General features: G+C 57.6%; 10 protein-coding genes and 1 tRNA gene. 5 read left to right on the plus strand and 6 right to left on the minus strand.

Translation table 11 applies throughout. The features are described 5' to 3' along the window. The first annotated feature begins 73 nt into the window (after positions 1-73). Together EC9_RS04270 and EC9_RS04275 are read left to right on the plus strand one after the other, a co-directional pair. Positions 74-1,078 (plus strand): hypothetical protein, encoded by a 1,005-nt coding sequence (locus EC9_RS04270; RefSeq protein ID WP_145342653.1) that lies wholly within the window; start codon positions 74-76, stop codon positions 1,076-1,078. Between the two features lie 47 nt (positions 1,079-1,125). Then, positions 1,126-2,148 carry a hypothetical protein gene (locus EC9_RS04275; RefSeq protein ID WP_145342655.1) on the plus strand — a complete coding sequence of 341 codons (1,023 nt, stop codon included), beginning with the start codon at positions 1,126-1,128 and terminating at the stop codon, positions 2,146-2,148. 168 nt (positions 2,149-2,316) lie between these two features. On the opposite strand, the gene EC9_RS04280 is transcribed toward EC9_RS04275, so the two are convergent. Together EC9_RS04280 and EC9_RS04285 are read right to left on the minus strand one after the other, a co-directional pair. Then, positions 2,317-3,528, minus strand: coding sequence for a carbohydrate porin (locus EC9_RS04280; protein ID WP_218934581.1), 1,212 nt, complete (start codon positions 3,526-3,528; stop codon positions 2,317-2,319). A gap of 339 nt (positions 3,529-3,867) precedes the next feature. Next, positions 3,868-5,265: a c-type cytochrome gene (locus EC9_RS04285; RefSeq protein WP_246105955.1), complete on the minus strand. Its 1,398-nt coding sequence runs from the start codon at positions 5,263-5,265 to the stop codon at positions 3,868-3,870. A gap of 697 nt (positions 5,266-5,962) precedes the next feature. Here EC9_RS04285 and EC9_RS04295 point away from each other — a divergent pair. After that, positions 5,963-6,208: a hypothetical protein gene (locus EC9_RS04295; protein WP_145342661.1), complete on the plus strand. Its 246-nt coding sequence runs from the start codon at positions 5,963-5,965 to the stop codon at positions 6,206-6,208. Between the two features lie 149 nt (positions 6,209-6,357). Here the strand turns inward: EC9_RS04295 and EC9_RS04300 are convergent, their stop codons facing one another. Both EC9_RS04300 and bioA read right to left on the minus strand, forming a co-directional pair. After that, positions 6,358-6,912, minus strand: coding sequence for a sigma-70 family RNA polymerase sigma factor (locus EC9_RS04300; protein ID WP_145342663.1), 555 nt, complete (start codon positions 6,910-6,912; stop codon positions 6,358-6,360). Further along, complete coding sequence (gene bioA, locus EC9_RS04305; protein ID WP_145342665.1) at positions 6,913-8,280, minus strand: adenosylmethionine--8-amino-7-oxononanoate transaminase; 1,368 nt, start codon at positions 8,278-8,280, stop codon at positions 6,913-6,915. A 104-nt stretch (positions 8,281-8,384) separates the two neighbouring features. Between bioA and EC9_RS04310 the strand changes: the two genes are divergently transcribed. Both EC9_RS04310 and ltrA read left to right on the plus strand, forming a co-directional pair. Beyond that, positions 8,385-8,468 (plus strand) — tRNA-Leu (locus EC9_RS04310). A gap of 766 nt (positions 8,469-9,234) precedes the next feature. After that, complete coding sequence (gene ltrA, locus EC9_RS04315; RefSeq protein ID WP_246105956.1) at positions 9,235-10,464, plus strand: group II intron reverse transcriptase/maturase; 1,230 nt, start codon at positions 9,235-9,237, stop codon at positions 10,462-10,464. Positions 10,465-10,953: 489 nt separating this feature from the next. On the opposite strand, the gene EC9_RS04320 is transcribed toward ltrA, so the two are convergent. Further along, positions 10,954-14,760: a HEAT repeat domain-containing protein gene (locus EC9_RS04320; RefSeq protein ID WP_246105957.1), complete on the minus strand. Its 3,807-nt coding sequence runs from the start codon at positions 14,758-14,760 to the stop codon at positions 10,954-10,956. Between the two features lie 120 nt (positions 14,761-14,880). Next, the gene (locus tag EC9_RS04325; RefSeq protein WP_145342669.1) at positions 14,881-16,542 is read right to left on the minus strand and encodes a flagellar M-ring protein FliF C-terminal domain-containing protein; all 1,662 of its coding nucleotides are present in this window, start codon (positions 16,540-16,542) and stop codon (positions 14,881-14,883) included. Between the last annotated feature and the right edge of the window lie 34 nt (positions 16,543-16,576).

Consider the following 16,576-nt stretch of genomic DNA (forward strand, 5'->3'; position numbering starts at 1 on the left):
GCCTCGGGAGGGTGCAATGGTCTCCGTTCGGCGTTTGCGTTGCAGTGGTTTTCTTCTCGGGCTGATATCTCTCGTGGGAATCGCTTATGGGAGCGACCCGATCCGAGTCGATGCCGAGCTGCTGCCAGGAATCGGCGGCTATTCGACGGCCGAAGCCGATCTAGGTTGGTTGCCCGCGGGAGAGAAGGTCGATGTCGAGGTCCGCGTCGTCAATCGATTGTCCCGCGCGGTGCAGTTTGACCGGTTGAAGCTGAACGGCAGCTTGAATCAGGCGGAGGCGACGGGGGATTCGCTTCCCGCAGGCGGCGAACTCACGATTCACGCTGACTTGACGATCCCCAACTTCAGCCATGAAGTCGATCAAAGCATTGCGATCTACTTGGCTCCCGCTGGCAAGGGAACGGCCCGCGAGACGGTGCGATTGCGTTTCCAGGTTAGCGAACTGCTGCGGTTCCATACGAAGACCGCGCAGTTCTCGTGCGACAGTTCCGACAACCAATGCGTGGAACGGATCCCTGTTACGATCACCAAACCGATCGATGCGGCAAAGGTCAGCGTCACGGGGACCGGTGACTTTCGTAACGCCCGCGGGGCGATCGTCCATTGGCAGGATCGCGATTGGTTGCAATTCGAAGTCGATCGCGAAGATCCCAATCGATCGGAACTGGCAGGGACTTTAACGATCGAGGATCCGGTCTCGAACCGCAAAGATATGATCACCTGTCTGGTAAGGTATCGCGTCCCGGTGACGGTCCGCCCCGGATTGCTGTTCGCCAGGCCGGCCCCGGACGAAAAGTCGTATGCCGTGACGGCTTTCGTTCGCTTGTACCCGACCGAAGAATCGGCCGCTCGGTTTGCCGAAACGAAAACAGCCACCCAAGCTCCCGTGGTCGTCGCTGCGCATCTCGGCGAACATCCAATGGACGTGACGACACATCCACTGGGGGCTGCTGGCGTTTACCGTGTTGAAGCCGTTGTGCCGGAGCGATTTGTCGAGGAAGCCGAATCGATTCAGTGGCAGGTCAAAACCGATGGGAAGGTCTATTACGTAAATACTCGCGTCGGTTTTCCTCGCTGAGAGTGCCAGCGATTCGCATCCGCCCTTTTCGTGTGAGAGCCACGTCCATGTCGATGTTTAGAAGTCGGAAGCGAACCGCAGGAGGACTGATGTTCGGTGTGCAACGGATCTTGTGTTGGCTGGTATTGCCAGCGACGATCGGCTGGGGACAGGCCGACCTGCAACAAATAGCTGATGCGCGAAGCTATATCGAAAGCATCAACGATCGAGCGGAAGCCATCGCCCGATATGATGTTGCAGCGCGGCGCGAGACGATGATGCTGCTTCCCGATGGCCGCTTGTTAGAAGACAGGTCTGTCGAGCGGGTGATGTTTGATGCGCAGGCGAACCGCTATTTGTGGATTGCGAGAAAGAGTCAGAACTTAAAGCGGGCCTACGAGGCGAAGGAACCAGCAGCCGATGTTCCGCTGACGACTCGGTACCTAGCGATCTTGTATTTGGATGGACAACGCTATGAGTTGGACGGTGGCAAAGTGAGCAAGAGGATGCGGGAGTCGGATAAATCGTCCTCGTTCCCAGGAGAAGGCAATGTCGATTTTCGCAAGTTGGGGATCGGCGGATCGGTCTCGGAAAATGAAATCTTGCTAAAGTTGCTAGCCTCGGCGAATTCGGGATCCGTGTCTGCCAAGGAGGATCGGGTGGAGGTGGAATTGGCAAGGCCCGAAGTTACTCCCTATTCGGACAAACAATTTACTCAATTGCAGTGGCGTTTTGATGCCAAAACGACAACGGTTCGTTCGTTCCAGCGAATTTACCATACCTTCTGGCGCGACAAGTTGTATCCATCGATTCAGGCGCGGGCTCGGTTTCAGTGGCAACGGATCGACGAACACGACGTTCCCAGAACGGTCCTTGTCGAAAATCGCATTTATCCAACGCCTGGCCCTGGTAATTTGACAGGTGAGGTGGAGCCAAGCTATGCGCCAACGACGATCGATTGCCACTGGTTTTCGCTGAACCAGCCGCTTCCCGACCAACCTTTCTCGGTCGACTTCCTCTCCGACGAGAAAAAACTCCAATCGTTTGTCGATCCTGAGCTCAACGGTGCGATCCGTTTGGTGGATCGATAGCGATACGGTCGCTGTAGTTGCTTGGCGTCTGCAACACGTTACACCGTGGCGCACAATGAAAACGCAACACGCGATGCCGAGCAATATGCAGGGCCTCGCGTGGACGCATTTTGGGCGTTGGCGATGCTGCCGCAGTGCTGCGACAGCGGCGCTTTTTTCGATTCGACTCTACAGCCGAATGTTCAACCTTGCACCGAGGATCGATGTCGGGTCCTCGAAGTATGAAGAGTCGGAGGCCGAGCCGATCAGTTGGTAGTCGAACGTCAGATCCATGAACGAACAGATGTTGAAGTTGTAGTACAGTTCAAGTCCTTGGCCGTCGCGGAGGCCTTCACTTGTGGCGGTAGCGATATCGGTCAACAGGGATGCATCTTTGGTCGCGTCGAGGTAGTAATAGCCAGCGCCAAAGGAATCGTTGCGGCGGCTGCGCGAGAGCATGTTGTGACCGCCGATACCAGCGCTCAAGAACAGACGCAGTGGGTTCACCGATTGGTCTCCAACGCCCACGCGTCCGAACAGACCAAATCCGCGTCCTTGGCGGTCGCTGTAAAGGTACTGGTCAAAGTTATATAAGAAGGCGTACGTGCCCTCTTGCTTGTTTGTTAGCGTGACTGTGACGGGCTTTCCTGATTTAGAGATCGTCGCGCGTGGGTCGGGGACCAGTTCGCTGAAGTACTGAGTCGAATAGAGCGCTGTGAACGATTGGTGGCCACGTTTTCCAAAGAAGTTGGTCGGCACGCGAAGACCCGCGGTCAGCAGCGCGCCATTGTTAAACAGTTCATCAAAACCGCTGGTTCGCGTCGTGTCGGTCGGGTTCATGATCGTGAACACGAACAGTGGCTCGTAATCGTGCAAGATGGCAAACCCGGCTCCTAGACTGGAGTAAGGTGATCCGACGATCGCGGCGGGGTTGGTGACCAACGCGAGGTTCGAAAACTGAGAGACCCCGCGGCCGTGGGCGAAGTCGTTGCGATCGCCATCGAGCGTATCGAACTTACCCATGAAGAGGGCAAAGTTCTCCGACAGCGCCTGGGTCACGACGAGATTCGTGATGTAGAGGTTCTCGGTCTCCGCCGGCAGATGACTGGCGATCGTCGGCGGCATGACCGACCCGGTGTTAGCCGGATCGAGTTGTTCGCCAAAGCGATGCTCGGCGCGCAACCGAAAAAACAGCCCATCTTGCAGACCAAATTTGCTGGCGTCGACGTTCAACAGATAGTCGCCGTGACCGCTGTAGAGAAGCGAGTCGGGCAGGCTGTCGTTGCCACCGCCGACCACGCCGAAACCAAATTGAGTCACATTGCCGGTGAAGCTGTATCCGTTCTCCTGCATCGCCTCATAGGTTTCTGCCAATTCGCCAGCTTGGGCCGTCGATGTCACAAGAAGACATGCCAGACATACCTTCCAAGTGATCCTAAGCGATAAACAATGATTCATCAGATTCCCTTCCGCCACTCGTGTGATGGAACCACATTGCCTCGCTGTTGGAGACAGCCCCTTGGGGTCCCGTTAGGGAATCCAATCGGCGACCGTATGCTATCTCTCCATACAGTTCGGATGAGTCGACCCTTAGTTGTGGGGGGGCGTCGACATAATCCGCACAGATCGTGCGGCCTGAGCAGTGCGGGATGCATGGTTGGACGGGGGGTGCTGGCGGGGCCCAGGTGACCTGGGTATGGGGCGTGTGGTGGCCCCCCCCTATCCATAGGTATTCTCTGTCTACAGCGTCTTGAGATACTCCAGCACTGCCGTCCGCTCGGCTTCGGAGAGTTTGCTGGGGTAGTCGTGGCCGGAGGCACTTTTACCCACCTGCTGCGTATCAAAATAGGTCCGGCGGATTGCCCAGTCGGTCTGCGTCAGCGGAACTCGATCGACCTGTTCGATCTGCAAACCAACGCGCTGTGCGTCGATCTCTGTTGCCGTTCGCCGCCAGATCTTGGGGCGTTGCTCGGGATGCAGCAAATGCCAAAGCGTCGGAACGCTTCCGTTGTGCAGATAGGGGGCACTCGCCCAGATGCCGTCAAGCGGCGGCGCGACGTATCCGGTCGATTCTGCATACGAACCATCGCGGCCGTAATCGCTGAACCAGCTCTCGACGTACTTTTCTTTGGCTATCGTTGGCAAGGCGAGCAGCCGAATCGGATCGGTGCCAATGTCGTCCAGGGCAATCCGGCGGTTCGGGTATTCGCCTCCGTCGCCGTACGTTCCGTGGCATTCTGCACAGGTTTGATTGAAAACGACATGGCCCTGTTGAGCCAATTTGTCGTCGATCGAACCTTGATACTTCGGCGGACGAAGGCCCTGCACGTAGGTGAGTACATCCTTGAAATCCGATTCCCATTCCCTGAACCGCTCCGGCCCATTCCCTCGGCTCAGCATGAACTGCATCAGCCCACGATGACTCAGCCGCGCAAAACCATCGATATAGACAAAGTCCTTTTTATGTAAGTTCCACCACGGTGGCGCGTCGAGATCGTGATGCAACATCGGCGGTGGTTGGCGATCCAACACAAGATTCAGATCTTTGTCGCGATAGTTCATCAACGCGATTCCAAAGATGACGGCGTTGCTGGTCCCGTGTGTGGTCCCCAGGGGCAGCACCGCCGATCCCAATTCCATCCGCGTAAGTCGTTTGCCCCTGCGAAACTTCACCTTCCGCATCTCTTCGCTGAGTGTCTGCAGGCCGAATGCGTTGTTAGGTGCTCCGGGAACGACTTGGCCGTAAACCGTTCCGCCGTGACATGAGAAGCAATTCATCGTCCAGTTGCCCGCGTCATCGACGACGTATTGCAGCGGTCGGCCGCTATCGTCGTTGGGACGCTTGGTCAGACCATAGCGTTCAAACGCCATCTGCCGCCGTTGCTCGACAGTCGCGTCGGCCGCTTGGGCTCGCAGTTCGGGCGGCCAGACCTCCCACAACGCATCGAAATCGGACTGATGAAAATCGGGGGACAGGTAAGCTTTTTCCGTCAGGAATCGGTACCCACGCTCCGCCGCGGCGGTTTCCAAAGTTGCATCGTTCGGCGCAGCTGCGGCGACGCGAGTCGTTGGATCGTCGGCACGCGCAGCTGTCATCGAGACGGCGACAATCAAGATGAAAAACAGTTTGACTTGCATTACTGACCTTGGAGGAAGTTCAAGCGGTAAAGCTGAGGACACGCGGCGAAGAGCGTCGCGTAACCGTTGATTATACGCGATCGGCGGAGGCGTGAAATCAAATACTCATCGCGATTCCTCGGCACGCGAGATAGCAAACCATCCGCCACAGGTTGCTTGCCGCCGGTCTCGGCGGATTTCATGAGCAAAGCGATGTTATTGGCTTTGCCGTCCCTGCATTGATTGCTTCAGCCTAGTTCGCAATTGTTTTGCTGGGCCCGATTAACTGTGAGCGGTTTCTGTCCGCGACGATCGCGTTGTAATCGGCGGGCCGACTTGGCGGAATCGTGTCGTTGCGAACGGGAGAGAACAGGGGAAACCAATTCAAGAACGCCACGCGTCTCGAAGCATTTCGATCCTCTTGCAGGCTACGGAACGCATGTTCTCGTAGACAACTGATACAATGAGTACGTTGGTGGACGTGACATGGCGCACCCGAACAAGCACATCCGCGAAGCACTCGAATACGGGAAATTACATGGGTGGCGATTTGAGAAAGCTGGCGGTCGGGCGCACATTTATGGAACGATTTATTGTCGACATGGGCACAGCGATTGTCTGATCTTTATCCATAGCACTCCCCGCAATCCCGAAGACCACGCTCGTCGAATTCGACGCAAGGTTGATAGATGCCCGAACCCTATTGGAGCTTGAGTTGATGCAGGTCTATGCATTCACCGTTCAAACGAATCGTAATTCAGATCCATCGATCGTCGATTCGATCTATTCCGTGTGCGACGATGCAACTGCGTCGGTGGAAAATGGCAAGTTGGCGATCGCGTTCGATCGTCGGGCAGATACGCTCGAACAGGCGATTCGCGAAGCGGTCGATGCGCTCCGAAGTTTGGCAGTCGATGTGACGTCGGTCACGCTGGATGTTGAATCTTTGGCTGTTCTCAATTGATGTCGCATAGCCCGAGGAACGCCGCGAACTTGCGTCGCAGCCAGCCGTTTCTATGGATGCAGCTTTGATCGTCCAACGTCCGTAGAAACTTCTCGCGCGGGCAATTGGTTAACTCTGTTGCCGCCCGAACCTCTCGTTTGGCAGTTTCGTTATTCTCGCATCCCTTCGCGGAGAGCTTTCAGTCCGCGGTGCAGGAGGCCGGCGACGGCACCGGTGGAACGATCCAAGAGGCCGGCGACTTCCGAAAGTTTCTTTCCTTCCAAGTAGTGCATCCGGACCGCTTCACGTTGTGCTTCGGGGAGCGTTTCCAGAGCGGCGGCCAGTTGCACCACGCGTTCACTGGTGGCGATGTTTTGACTTGGTGTGGGATCGCTGCCCGCTAGCAGCTTTTCAAGGCAGAGCGACGATTGGCCGAGCCGATCTTCCAGCGAACGCTCGCGGTCGATGTTCCGCTTGTCGCGATGCAGATCGCGATCGACGTGGATCAGGTTGCGGGCAAGGATCTGCCGCAACCAGGCTCGCAGTTCGACGTCGGTAGTGCCGCGAAAGTCGTCGATCGCCTGGTAGGCTTGGATCATCGATTGCTGCACGATGTCCGAAACGCCAACCTTGGCCCGGTAACGGGGACTCAGCTGAGCTCGCGCCAACGCTGTCAGATAGGGCGCGTACTGCTGCAATCGATCGACGTCTTCGGATTGGTTCATCTATTCGCCTGGGAATTCTTGGCTGATTCCATATCGCACCGCTTCGACAAGCGTTTCAATCTCGTCGGCTTGAATGCTCAACGGCGGCATCAATACGATAACATCTCCCAGCGGCCGAATCCAAACTCCACGATCCAACGCGTAGCGGCAGACTCGGGCGCCGCGCGTCTGCCCAGCCGGAAACGGCTGCTTCGAAGCTTTTTCTTCGACCAGTTCGATTCCGACCATCAAACCGCGTTGGCGAATGCTGCCGACGTGGCGATGGGAAGCCAGCGGTTGCAGGCAACGCTGCAAATGATCGATCTTGGCGGGCAGGTTTTCCAGTACCTGCTCCTCTTCAAAGACGTCCAGCGACGCCAACCCTGCCGCAGCCGCCATCGGATTGCCGGAATACGTGTGTCCGTGGAAGAACTGTTTGTTCTGATCGAGGTCCCCCAGGAATGCGTTCCAGATAGCGTCGCTGGCCAGCGTGGCAGCCATCGGCAGGTAGCCGCCGGTGAGTCCTTTGGCGATGCACATCAGATCGGGCGAAACCTGTTCGTGCTGGCAGGCGAACATTTTTCCGGTGCGGCCAAACCCGGTCGCTACTTCGTCGCAGATCAGCAGGATGTCGAGCTCTTGAGTCAGGTCGCGGACGCGGCGGAGGAACCCCTCGGGATGCATGATCATTCCGGCGGCGCCTTGGACCAGCGGTTCCATCACGACGGCGGCGATCTGTTGATGCTGCCCGGTCACGAGCTCGCGGAAGGTTTCAAAATAGTGATCGCAAGCCGTTTCGGGCGTCACGTTTTCGGGCAACCGATAGGTGTCCGGACAGGGGCCGCGCAAGACGTCGAACAACAGCGGACCGAAGAGCGAATGAAAGTGTTCGACGCCGCCGAGGCTGACGCCGCCGGTCGTATCGCCGTGGTAAGCCGCCCCCATGGCGACGTATTTCGTTTTTTGTGGCTGCGGATTTTCTCGCTGCTGCCAATATTGAAACGCCATCTTCAGAGCGGCTTCGACCGACGACGAACCGTCGGAACTGTAGAAGACGTGGTTCAGCCCTTCGGGAGTGACGTCGACTAGGCGGCCGGTGAGTTCGACGGCGGTGCGGCCGATCATGCCCAGGGAAGTGACGTGGGCAATCTTGCCCAATTGGTCGCGGATCGCTGCGTTGATCGTGGGGTGATTGTGGCCGTGCAAGTTGCACCACAGACTGCTGGCGCCGTCCAGCAACCGGCGGCCTTCGATATCGAACAGCCAGTTTCCCTCACCTCGCTCGATCACCAGCGGCTCATAGTGAGCCATCTGGGTAAAGCCGTGCCAGACGGCGGTGCGATCGATGTGGGCGATATCCGCATTGGAATAGGTGTTTTTTGTAGTCATGCCGGGTAGTTTGCCAGAATCGGCCGCGATACAGAAGCGTAGGCCCGATGTTTGCAGGCAACGGGTCGCACGCAGCCCGCAAATCGGATAAAAAGAGGCGGCTTGGCCGGGTGGCGGAATGGCAGACGCTGGGGACTTAAAATCCCTTGCCCGTTAAGGGCGTGCGGGTTCGAGTCCCGCTCCGGCTATTTATCATTGCGATCGACAACATCGAGACCCCGGTTTTTACCGGGGTCTTTTCGTTTCTACCCGTTCTCTCTCGGGGCTTCCGCCCCGAGCTAGTGCGCCTGCGAAGGCGGTTGAATTGTCGGGTGAAAGTCCCGGTCGGGGATGTCGTTACCGCCCCGTATCCGAAGGTAACTGCGTTTTCGACAGAAAAGGTGGAGAGCAACCGGAGGAGAATGAGCAGTCCGTAACAAAATGAACTCGTTTCGGCCAAGCCTGTCGGGGAGCGTCCTAGCAACTCGCGAACCTCTGATCTCACGCAACGGCCCGATGATGACCACGAGGTCAGTCGGTTTTCAAGCCGACGGTCGGTGAGACGGCTTGCACGGTGAACGAACCTGTAACGTGATAAACCGAGGCAAGCGAAATGGCAGTAAGGTGGTTGGAGATGGAATGCTCGGAAGTTCAATCGAGATAAGCAGGGAAGCCTGAGCAGCGTCGACAGACCTTTGAAACGCTCAGCTCTGGAACCAGAGCCTTCGTAGTAGTGCCAGAACGTCGGGAACCAAACCCGACGCGAGCGAAGGAAGGCAGGAAAGTAGATTCGAGAAGTCACACCACATGAGAAAGAGTCAAAGTCAACGTCGGAAACTTCGTGCTCGTCGCGAAGCGAAGAAGAAAGACACGGAGCTTCTGCCCGAGCGAGTGCCCTTTGCGGCTAAACCTCGGGAGGATCTGGACGCGCGCGATATCCGCTCGTGGACCAGCCGTGCGGTGTGGACTGATCGAATGTTGTCGACACTCGTCGAAAGACGATTGAAACACGGCAAATGGCATTCGCTGATCGACAAAGTCACTTCGGAGCTGAACCTGTTTCAAGCCGCCCGCAAGGTGACGGCTAAAGACGGTGCAGCGGGCGTCGACGGCCAGGACTGTGAAGCGTTCGAGGAGGGCTTGATCGTGGAAACACGCAAGCTCGGCGGACAAATCACAGGTGGTCACTACACGCCCTCGCCGGTGCGTCGGGTTCACATTCCCAAACCGGGAACGCCGAACCAGACACGGCCTTTGGGCATTCCGACGGTCCGTGACCGCGTCGTGCAAACGGCGTTGGTCCATGTGATCGAGCCAATCCTGGACAACGAATTTCACGAGCGAAGCTTCGGCTTTCGCCACGGACGTTCAGCTCACGATGCACTTCGCATCGTGGAGCAGAAGATCGAGGAAGGCTATGTGTATGTAGTCGCTGCGGACCTGAAGGGTTACTTCGATTCGATCCCCCGGGGCAAGCTGATGCGGTTGCTCAAGCAGCACATTGCCGATTCCAAAGTGATCGAATTGATCGAAGCGTTTCTCGGCAGCGGCATCATGGAAGACTTGCACTTACACAACCCGATCGCGGGCGTGCCTCAAGGTGCGGTTCTTTCACCGGTGTTGTCGAACTTGTACTTGAATGACCTGGATCACACGATCGCCGGTGAAGGTTTTGAAATGGTGCGCTATGCCGACGACTTCGTCGTGCTGTGTCGCAGCGAGTTCGAGGCGGAAGTGGCGCTCGAGGAGATCAAGAGGTGGGTCAAGAAAGCGGGTTTAACGCTGCACAGCGGGAAAACGAAGATCGTCGATAGTCGAGAGAAGAGCTTCGTCTTTCTGGGTTATTCATTTCGCGGGGACAAGATCTATCCTCGTGCGGAAAGCCTATCGAAAATGAAGTCACGGATAGTCGAACTGACGCAGCGTAAGCGGCCCGACTCGATCCAGCGGATCGCGTTGGAGTTGAGTCGCGTGCTTCGTGGATGGTTCGCCTACTTCCGCCACTGTCGGTGGACGATCTTCAAGGATTTGGACGCGAAGATTCGCGGGCGGCTTCGGCGTTTGTTATTGCAGCGTCACCGCAAGAACCCAGCTCGTCTGCCACGGACTCAGCGTTGGCCGAATGCATATTTTACGGCCGCGGGTCTCTATAGTCTGCGAGAGGCCCACAACCGTTTCGCGCAATCCCTTTCGGGGGCCTACTGACTGGAGAGCCGTGTGCGGGAGAACCGCACGCACGGTTCGGAGGGAGGGGAGGCCGGCTTAACCGGACTTCCCTACCCCTATCCGGCGTGGACTCCTCCGGAGTCGTGTTTGCGAACACACTCCGTCCGGGGCGGATGAGCTCCTCTTGCGGAGCGTTTGTCGACCGCCAGAAGGAGAGGGTGGGCTGTCTCGGCGTCGGGAAAGGTGAAGATTGCGATAGTATTTACCGCAAAAGCCAATATGAAATGGCGGTTTGGCTAGCCCATGCCCCATCGGTTGGGTAGGGTTGAGGAAACGAGTTTCGCCAATGATTTGGCACGGTTCGCACTGCTAGCTCGCTCGCCTTGGCCGCTTTATCAGTTAACCACCTGGCCAGGGCGGGCGGACTAGCCGCGACGCCCTTCTGTGTGGCTCAACCGCCAACGACTTCGGTGGCTTTCTTTTAGATGTCGCGGCATCTCGGCGGCGACGTTCACTCAGCGGACGATCTTAGCGTTGTCGCGTCGATCCGTTGGTTTCGGCAACTTGCGTTGCAGGCAAGACGCCCAGATAGCTCAATAGATTGCTGATCTCCGACAGCGACAACGTATCCAGTAGTCCGGCAGGCATCGTGCTGGTGTTGCTCGGTAGGATCTGATCGATGTCCGCTTTGGGGATCGTAATCACTTGGTTCTTGACGTCGCGAATCGTCACCTTGTCGCTGTCGCTGCCCGACATCAAGCCGCTGTAGACTTTGCCATCGAGCGTCATCACACGTTTTGTTTGGTATTGATCGCTGACGACGTGGGAAGGGAAGAGGATCGATTCGATGACCTCTTGTTTCGTGAATCGTCGGGCAACCTGTGTCAGGTCGGGGCCCACGCTTTGTCCTTGGTTGCCAAATCGATGGCAACTGCTGCACTGTGCCGCGGTGAACATCTCGCGTCCCTTGGCGGGATCGCCCAGTCGTCCTTGATCGGTTCGCAGGTAATCGAGCAATTGCTCCATGTCCCATTTGGATTCGTCATCGCCGGGGAGTTCGGCGGTCGGTTTGTTGGGATAGCTGCGGGCGTACCATTCCTGCCACGGTCGCATCGGTTCCTTGGAATCAGTGGTCGGTTGGAACCCGGTCCAATGTTCCAACAGTGCCAGTGATTGTTTTGGCGATCCGCCGTTTTCGATTGCCCGTAGCCCTAACAGGATGACCTGCCGTAACGCTTCGGGGTCGTCGGTGGCAATTTCGACGGAGCTCAATTGCGACAATACGTCGACTGCGGCGGCCGGTTCGAGAATGTTCAGCGAACGGACCAGGTAGTCCCAGTTTTCACCGTCGGGGTAGAGGGCTAAGCCCATCGCCACGGGAGTCCGTCGCTCGGGTTCTTCACGCCAGATCTTGCGCAGGTGCGATTGGGAGTCTTCGTCGCCCGCCATCGCCAGCATCGCAACGATACCGGTTCGCAAGCGGCGATAGACATCGCTGCTGTGTTGATCGGTGCTGATCGAAATGTCCAAGTCGCGAAGCATCGCGGCCGTCTCGACGTCGATTGGACGTGGCAATTTGTAGATCGCCGCCAGTGCCGCATTGGGCCATTTGTCCCCTTCTTCCAAGATCACCCGGGCTTCTTGTTCGGTCAGGTGTTTTCCAAAGTCGCGGGTGACATTCATCATGTACAGCGGGTAGCTGCTGCCCGAATCGGCAAGTGCCGCTTCTTCGTAAAAACGAATCAATTCGAATCGTTGTTCGGGGGTCCACTCGTAGTCGATGAACTGCAGATGCATCGCAACGTGCGTGCGGTCTTCTTCGGAGACATCGTCGCTGCGGAGGTACTCCATCGCGCGGTCGACGATCGATGTCGCTTGCAGATAGGCACACAAACGAACGATCTCGCGATTCATCCGGGGTTCGCCGGTCGGGAACTCCTCAGCGATCCGTTCACGCAATTCGGGAACTTCGGTGGGTTGGATCTTACCGCGATGCAGTGCGACTTCGGTCACACGCAACAGGTCGATGAAGTCGCCATCGCTGAGGAAGTCTTCCATCAGACGCGACATCTTTGCAAGCACTGCCTTCGCAACCGCTTTGTCGGTCGACCGTGTGACCAGCGCCAATCCGCCGACGATCGCGACACGCGGTTGATCCGATTGCAGCACGATGTCTTGCCATTGGTCCATCGGCGTTTGTTCCAACAGGCGTCGGGCGGCAAATGCGAGTTGGCGATCGTGATCGGCCAGCAGTGGCAGTAGTTGTTCGACAGGAGCCGTTTCACCCGAACGCAATAGTGCTTCACATGCGGAACGGCCGACACCGGCGTCGGTGTCGGCGAGCATTTCGGTCAAGCGTTGGGTGGTTTGTTCCCCCGGGGTCAGCCCCATCATTTCGGCGGCTTTGCGACGCACCGCTTCGCTCTTGGCATGGCTCAGTTCCAGGATCAATTCCTCGCTGGGGAGCGGGCCAAACAGCTGCATCAGGTTCATCGCACGGGTTCGGTAGTGCGGCGGGTTGTCGTCGCTGAAGGCAACACCGGCGACCAATTCGCCCCATTCGTCGCCCAGTTCTTTTTGAACGCCGGCGATCTTTTGGCGAGCATAAGCGGAATCGAGTTGTGGTTGGCGGATCGCCGCAGCGACGCCATTGCCCAGGTTCTTGACGCGATCGGGAATGTCGCCGTCCCACAGAACGCGATAGATTCCGCCGGCGGTTCCTCGCCCACCGGTGGCGAAGTAGAGTGCTCCCTGCGGACCGACTGCCAGATCGGTCACGTTCAACGGTTGGCCTTGCAAGAAGACTTCGCTGTCGGCGGTGTACCCGGCCCCTTGTTTCTTTAAATCGACGGCCAGAATGCGTCCCTCGGACCAATCGGCCAGGAACAGCGAGTTCTGGTATTTTGCTGGAAAGGCGAAGTGTTCATAGATTGCCGCGCCGGTGGGCGATCCGCGTCCGGTCTCAAGCACGCTAGGAACGCGATCGAGGTAGTGTTCGGGCCATTTGGACCAACCACTGCGCCAGCCGAATTCAGCTCCTTCGGCAACTTCGAACACCAGCGTTGGCCGATACCAGGTCGCGCCAACGTCCGATTCCATGTCGCTATCGTGAACGAACAGGCCGCCGTCGGGATGGAACGCCAGGTCGTAAGCGTTTCGCAGTCCGCCAGCGACACGTTGCACGCTGCGGCCTTCGATGTCGGTGCGGAAGACAATTCCGCCGGGAGCTTTCACACCCAACGCATGTCCGCCGGGATCTTCGTATTTGGGAACCAGGTCCCCTTCGTAGCTCGTCTTCAGCGTTGTCCCCGGTCCCTTGTCCGCCTTGATCTGGACATGGTTTCCGACGACGCAATAGATCATTCCGTCGGGGCCCAGGGTCAAACCGTGGCCGCCGTGTTCGCCGGGGGCACCGCCAAACTTGACGATTAACCGGACCTCTTCGAGGGTGCCATTGCGGTCGCGATCGCTCAGCCGGTACATGCCCGCACCGTCGGGGCCGTACCCGGTGACGAAGACCTCGCCGTTGAGGGCTAAGATGCCCTGGCAGCTGTGGACTTTATCGCAGTAGGTCCGGACCTCTTCGGGAATCGAGTCGCCGTCGCGATCGAAGATCAGCAGCAGTGGACCGTTTTCCTGCGAGGCGATGATATGACCAAACTCATTAAACGCCATCGCGATGACCGAACCGACCTCTTCATCGTCGAAGACGCGTTGGACGGTGAAGCCGGGTTGGATCATGAAGCGTTCGCTGTCTTGATGCGACTTTGCGGCGACCACATCGGCTTGGCGATCCCAAGGGATGGTGCTGCCCAGTTGGCCAAACGATTGTGCTTTGAGCCAACGTCGGTCGTTGTACAGTGCCGTTTGCCACATCGGTTGGGCGGCATTGGAAACAACCCATGATTCATCGCTGGAGAACGAAAACCATTCGCCTCCGGTGGCAGCTTGGATTTGGACGCGAGCGGCCAGTGCGGCGGTCGATCCGCGTTGGTTAACGACTTTGACCGCGACGACGTTGCGACCGATCGCGAGAAAGCGAGTGATGTTGAATTCGTCGAGCTTGCGAGCACTGCTCCCCTTTCCAACGCTGCGTCCGTTGACGAACAATTCATATTCGTCGTCGGCGGCGATGGTGACCCGACCGGTAACTTGGGCGCGAACATTAAAGCTCTTGCGGAAATAGCATTCGCGGCCTTCGGGAATGCCATCTTTTTTGAATCCCGGGGCCCAGATCCATTCAGCTTCCTGGGCGGTCAAGCCACCTCCGGAAAATAGGATCAGCGAGGTAAAAAGAACGCAAAAGCGGTTGCGGATGGTGCGATTGCCGTGCATGGCTGGCTCTTCTCTCTCAGGTCCTTCGAGATTTTTGAGTGAATTATTGTTCGACGTTAGCGGAATCGGGCTGGACAAGGCAAGACTGATTTATGCGACCCGGCGAGCGGTTGGTCTTGTCTATGCGGCGTCGCTCAACCAGCTGCGGAGCACGTTGGCTGCGGCATCGGGATTGCTTTCGACGATCGAGTTGAGTTCGTCGCGGAGATTGGATCCCGTCACTTCCAGCGTCGGAGGGGGCGAGCTGGCGTTGCCGGTTTCATCCTGAATCGCCAGTTCATCGACAGGCAGCTGAGGGATCTCCAAGCCAAAGCCGTCGGCAAAATCGGCGACAGGAGCGGCTGGCGGTGCTTTGAGTGCGCTGCGAGCGACCAGCAACGCGACCAACGCCAGGACGACGAGAGCGATCGATTGCCAGGAGGAGGCGAGCCAAGCGGTCGCGCGGCTGGTTGTTTCAGGAGTCAGATTGTCGGGGCTGGGGAGATCGGGGTAATCGATCACGGTGACCAATGGCGATCGATCGTCGCCGGCACGCAAGCGTGGAATGATCGTTGTCACCGCGCTGGTGATCTCCTCTTTGGTCGTCGTTCGCAGCCGCTCGCGATCGGCTGGAGAGAGTGGTGGAACCTCGTCCGGCTTTTTGTCGGGATTCTCGGTCAGCCAGCTGCTCTTCCAGAGCTCGTCGTAGTAGCTGCCTCGCAGACTGATCACGACCGATGCGCGAATCGGTCGCAAGCCGGCTAGTTTGGTTTGCGTGTGGGTCGTTCCGACAACTTTTTCGGTCTGTTCGCTGGATTCGGTTTCTTTGCTGCGATTGGCTAGTTCTTCGACGCGAGCGGCTTGGTTGCCATAGGCATTCGAAGCGACGCCGGGAGTGCCGCCGGTTTGTGGGCGAGTCGATTCGACCGATCGCATACTGCTTTGCTCTTTAAGCGTCGCCGGATTGGAATCGTATTTCAGTTCGGTCGATTCGGAATCCATCGTCGGATCGAGTTCGACGTCGACCACGACACGCGGCGCTCCGTAACCGGCCAGGGCATGGCGAATCTTGGTTTCCCAGGCCCGTTCGTAATGTCGTTTGGTGCGGTAGTGTGGGTTGTTTTCATCGATCCAAGGATCTTCGGTTGCCGCCCGAGCATTGGTGTCGGTGACGGTCACGTCGGATGCTTCCATACCGGCAAACGCCGCCCGAACCAGATCGGCGATCTCTTTTTTGGTGTACGGCGACAGCGGTTCGTTACCGTGGGGAACGATCACGATCGATGCGGATTGTTTGGGTTTGGTCGCAAAGCCCTGTCGTTGGGAATCGTAGAAGACCGACGCTTTGCGGACTTCGGGGAACTGCATGATCCGGCCGGAAAGGTCGATCTCCTTCCCCTTCATGATCCGCTTTTCCAGCAGGTTGTTCGACGCAAAGGGGCTCGAGTTGTAGAGCGCGTCTTGCGTCGCGGCGGCTTCTTCCAAAGGGATCGCGTTGCCATCGCTGAGGGCGCGCAGGTAGACGTCGCGGGTCTCGCTGGGAACGCGAATCCGGCTGCCGACAAATTCGTAATCTCGGAGCTCGGCGTTGCCAAACGCGATCTCCGCTTTGCGAATATCTTCATCGTTTAGCAACCGGCCACCAAACAGATACTGCGTCGATTCGGAACCACCGGATTGCAGCAACAGTCCCACGCCGATCACGATCACGGCGATCAACATCCCTGCGATCATCCGCGATTGGATGGGCATGGCGGTGAAGTTTTCGCGGATCTGATTCCAGAAGTTGCCGAAGGTGTTCATTGTGCGGTGGAGATAGATGAAGTCGTTGTGTGGC

The sequence above is a fragment of the Rosistilla ulvae genome, assembly GCF_007741475.1.
In the GTDB taxonomy this organism is placed as follows: Bacteria; Planctomycetota; Planctomycetia; order Pirellulales; family Pirellulaceae; genus Rosistilla; species Rosistilla ulvae.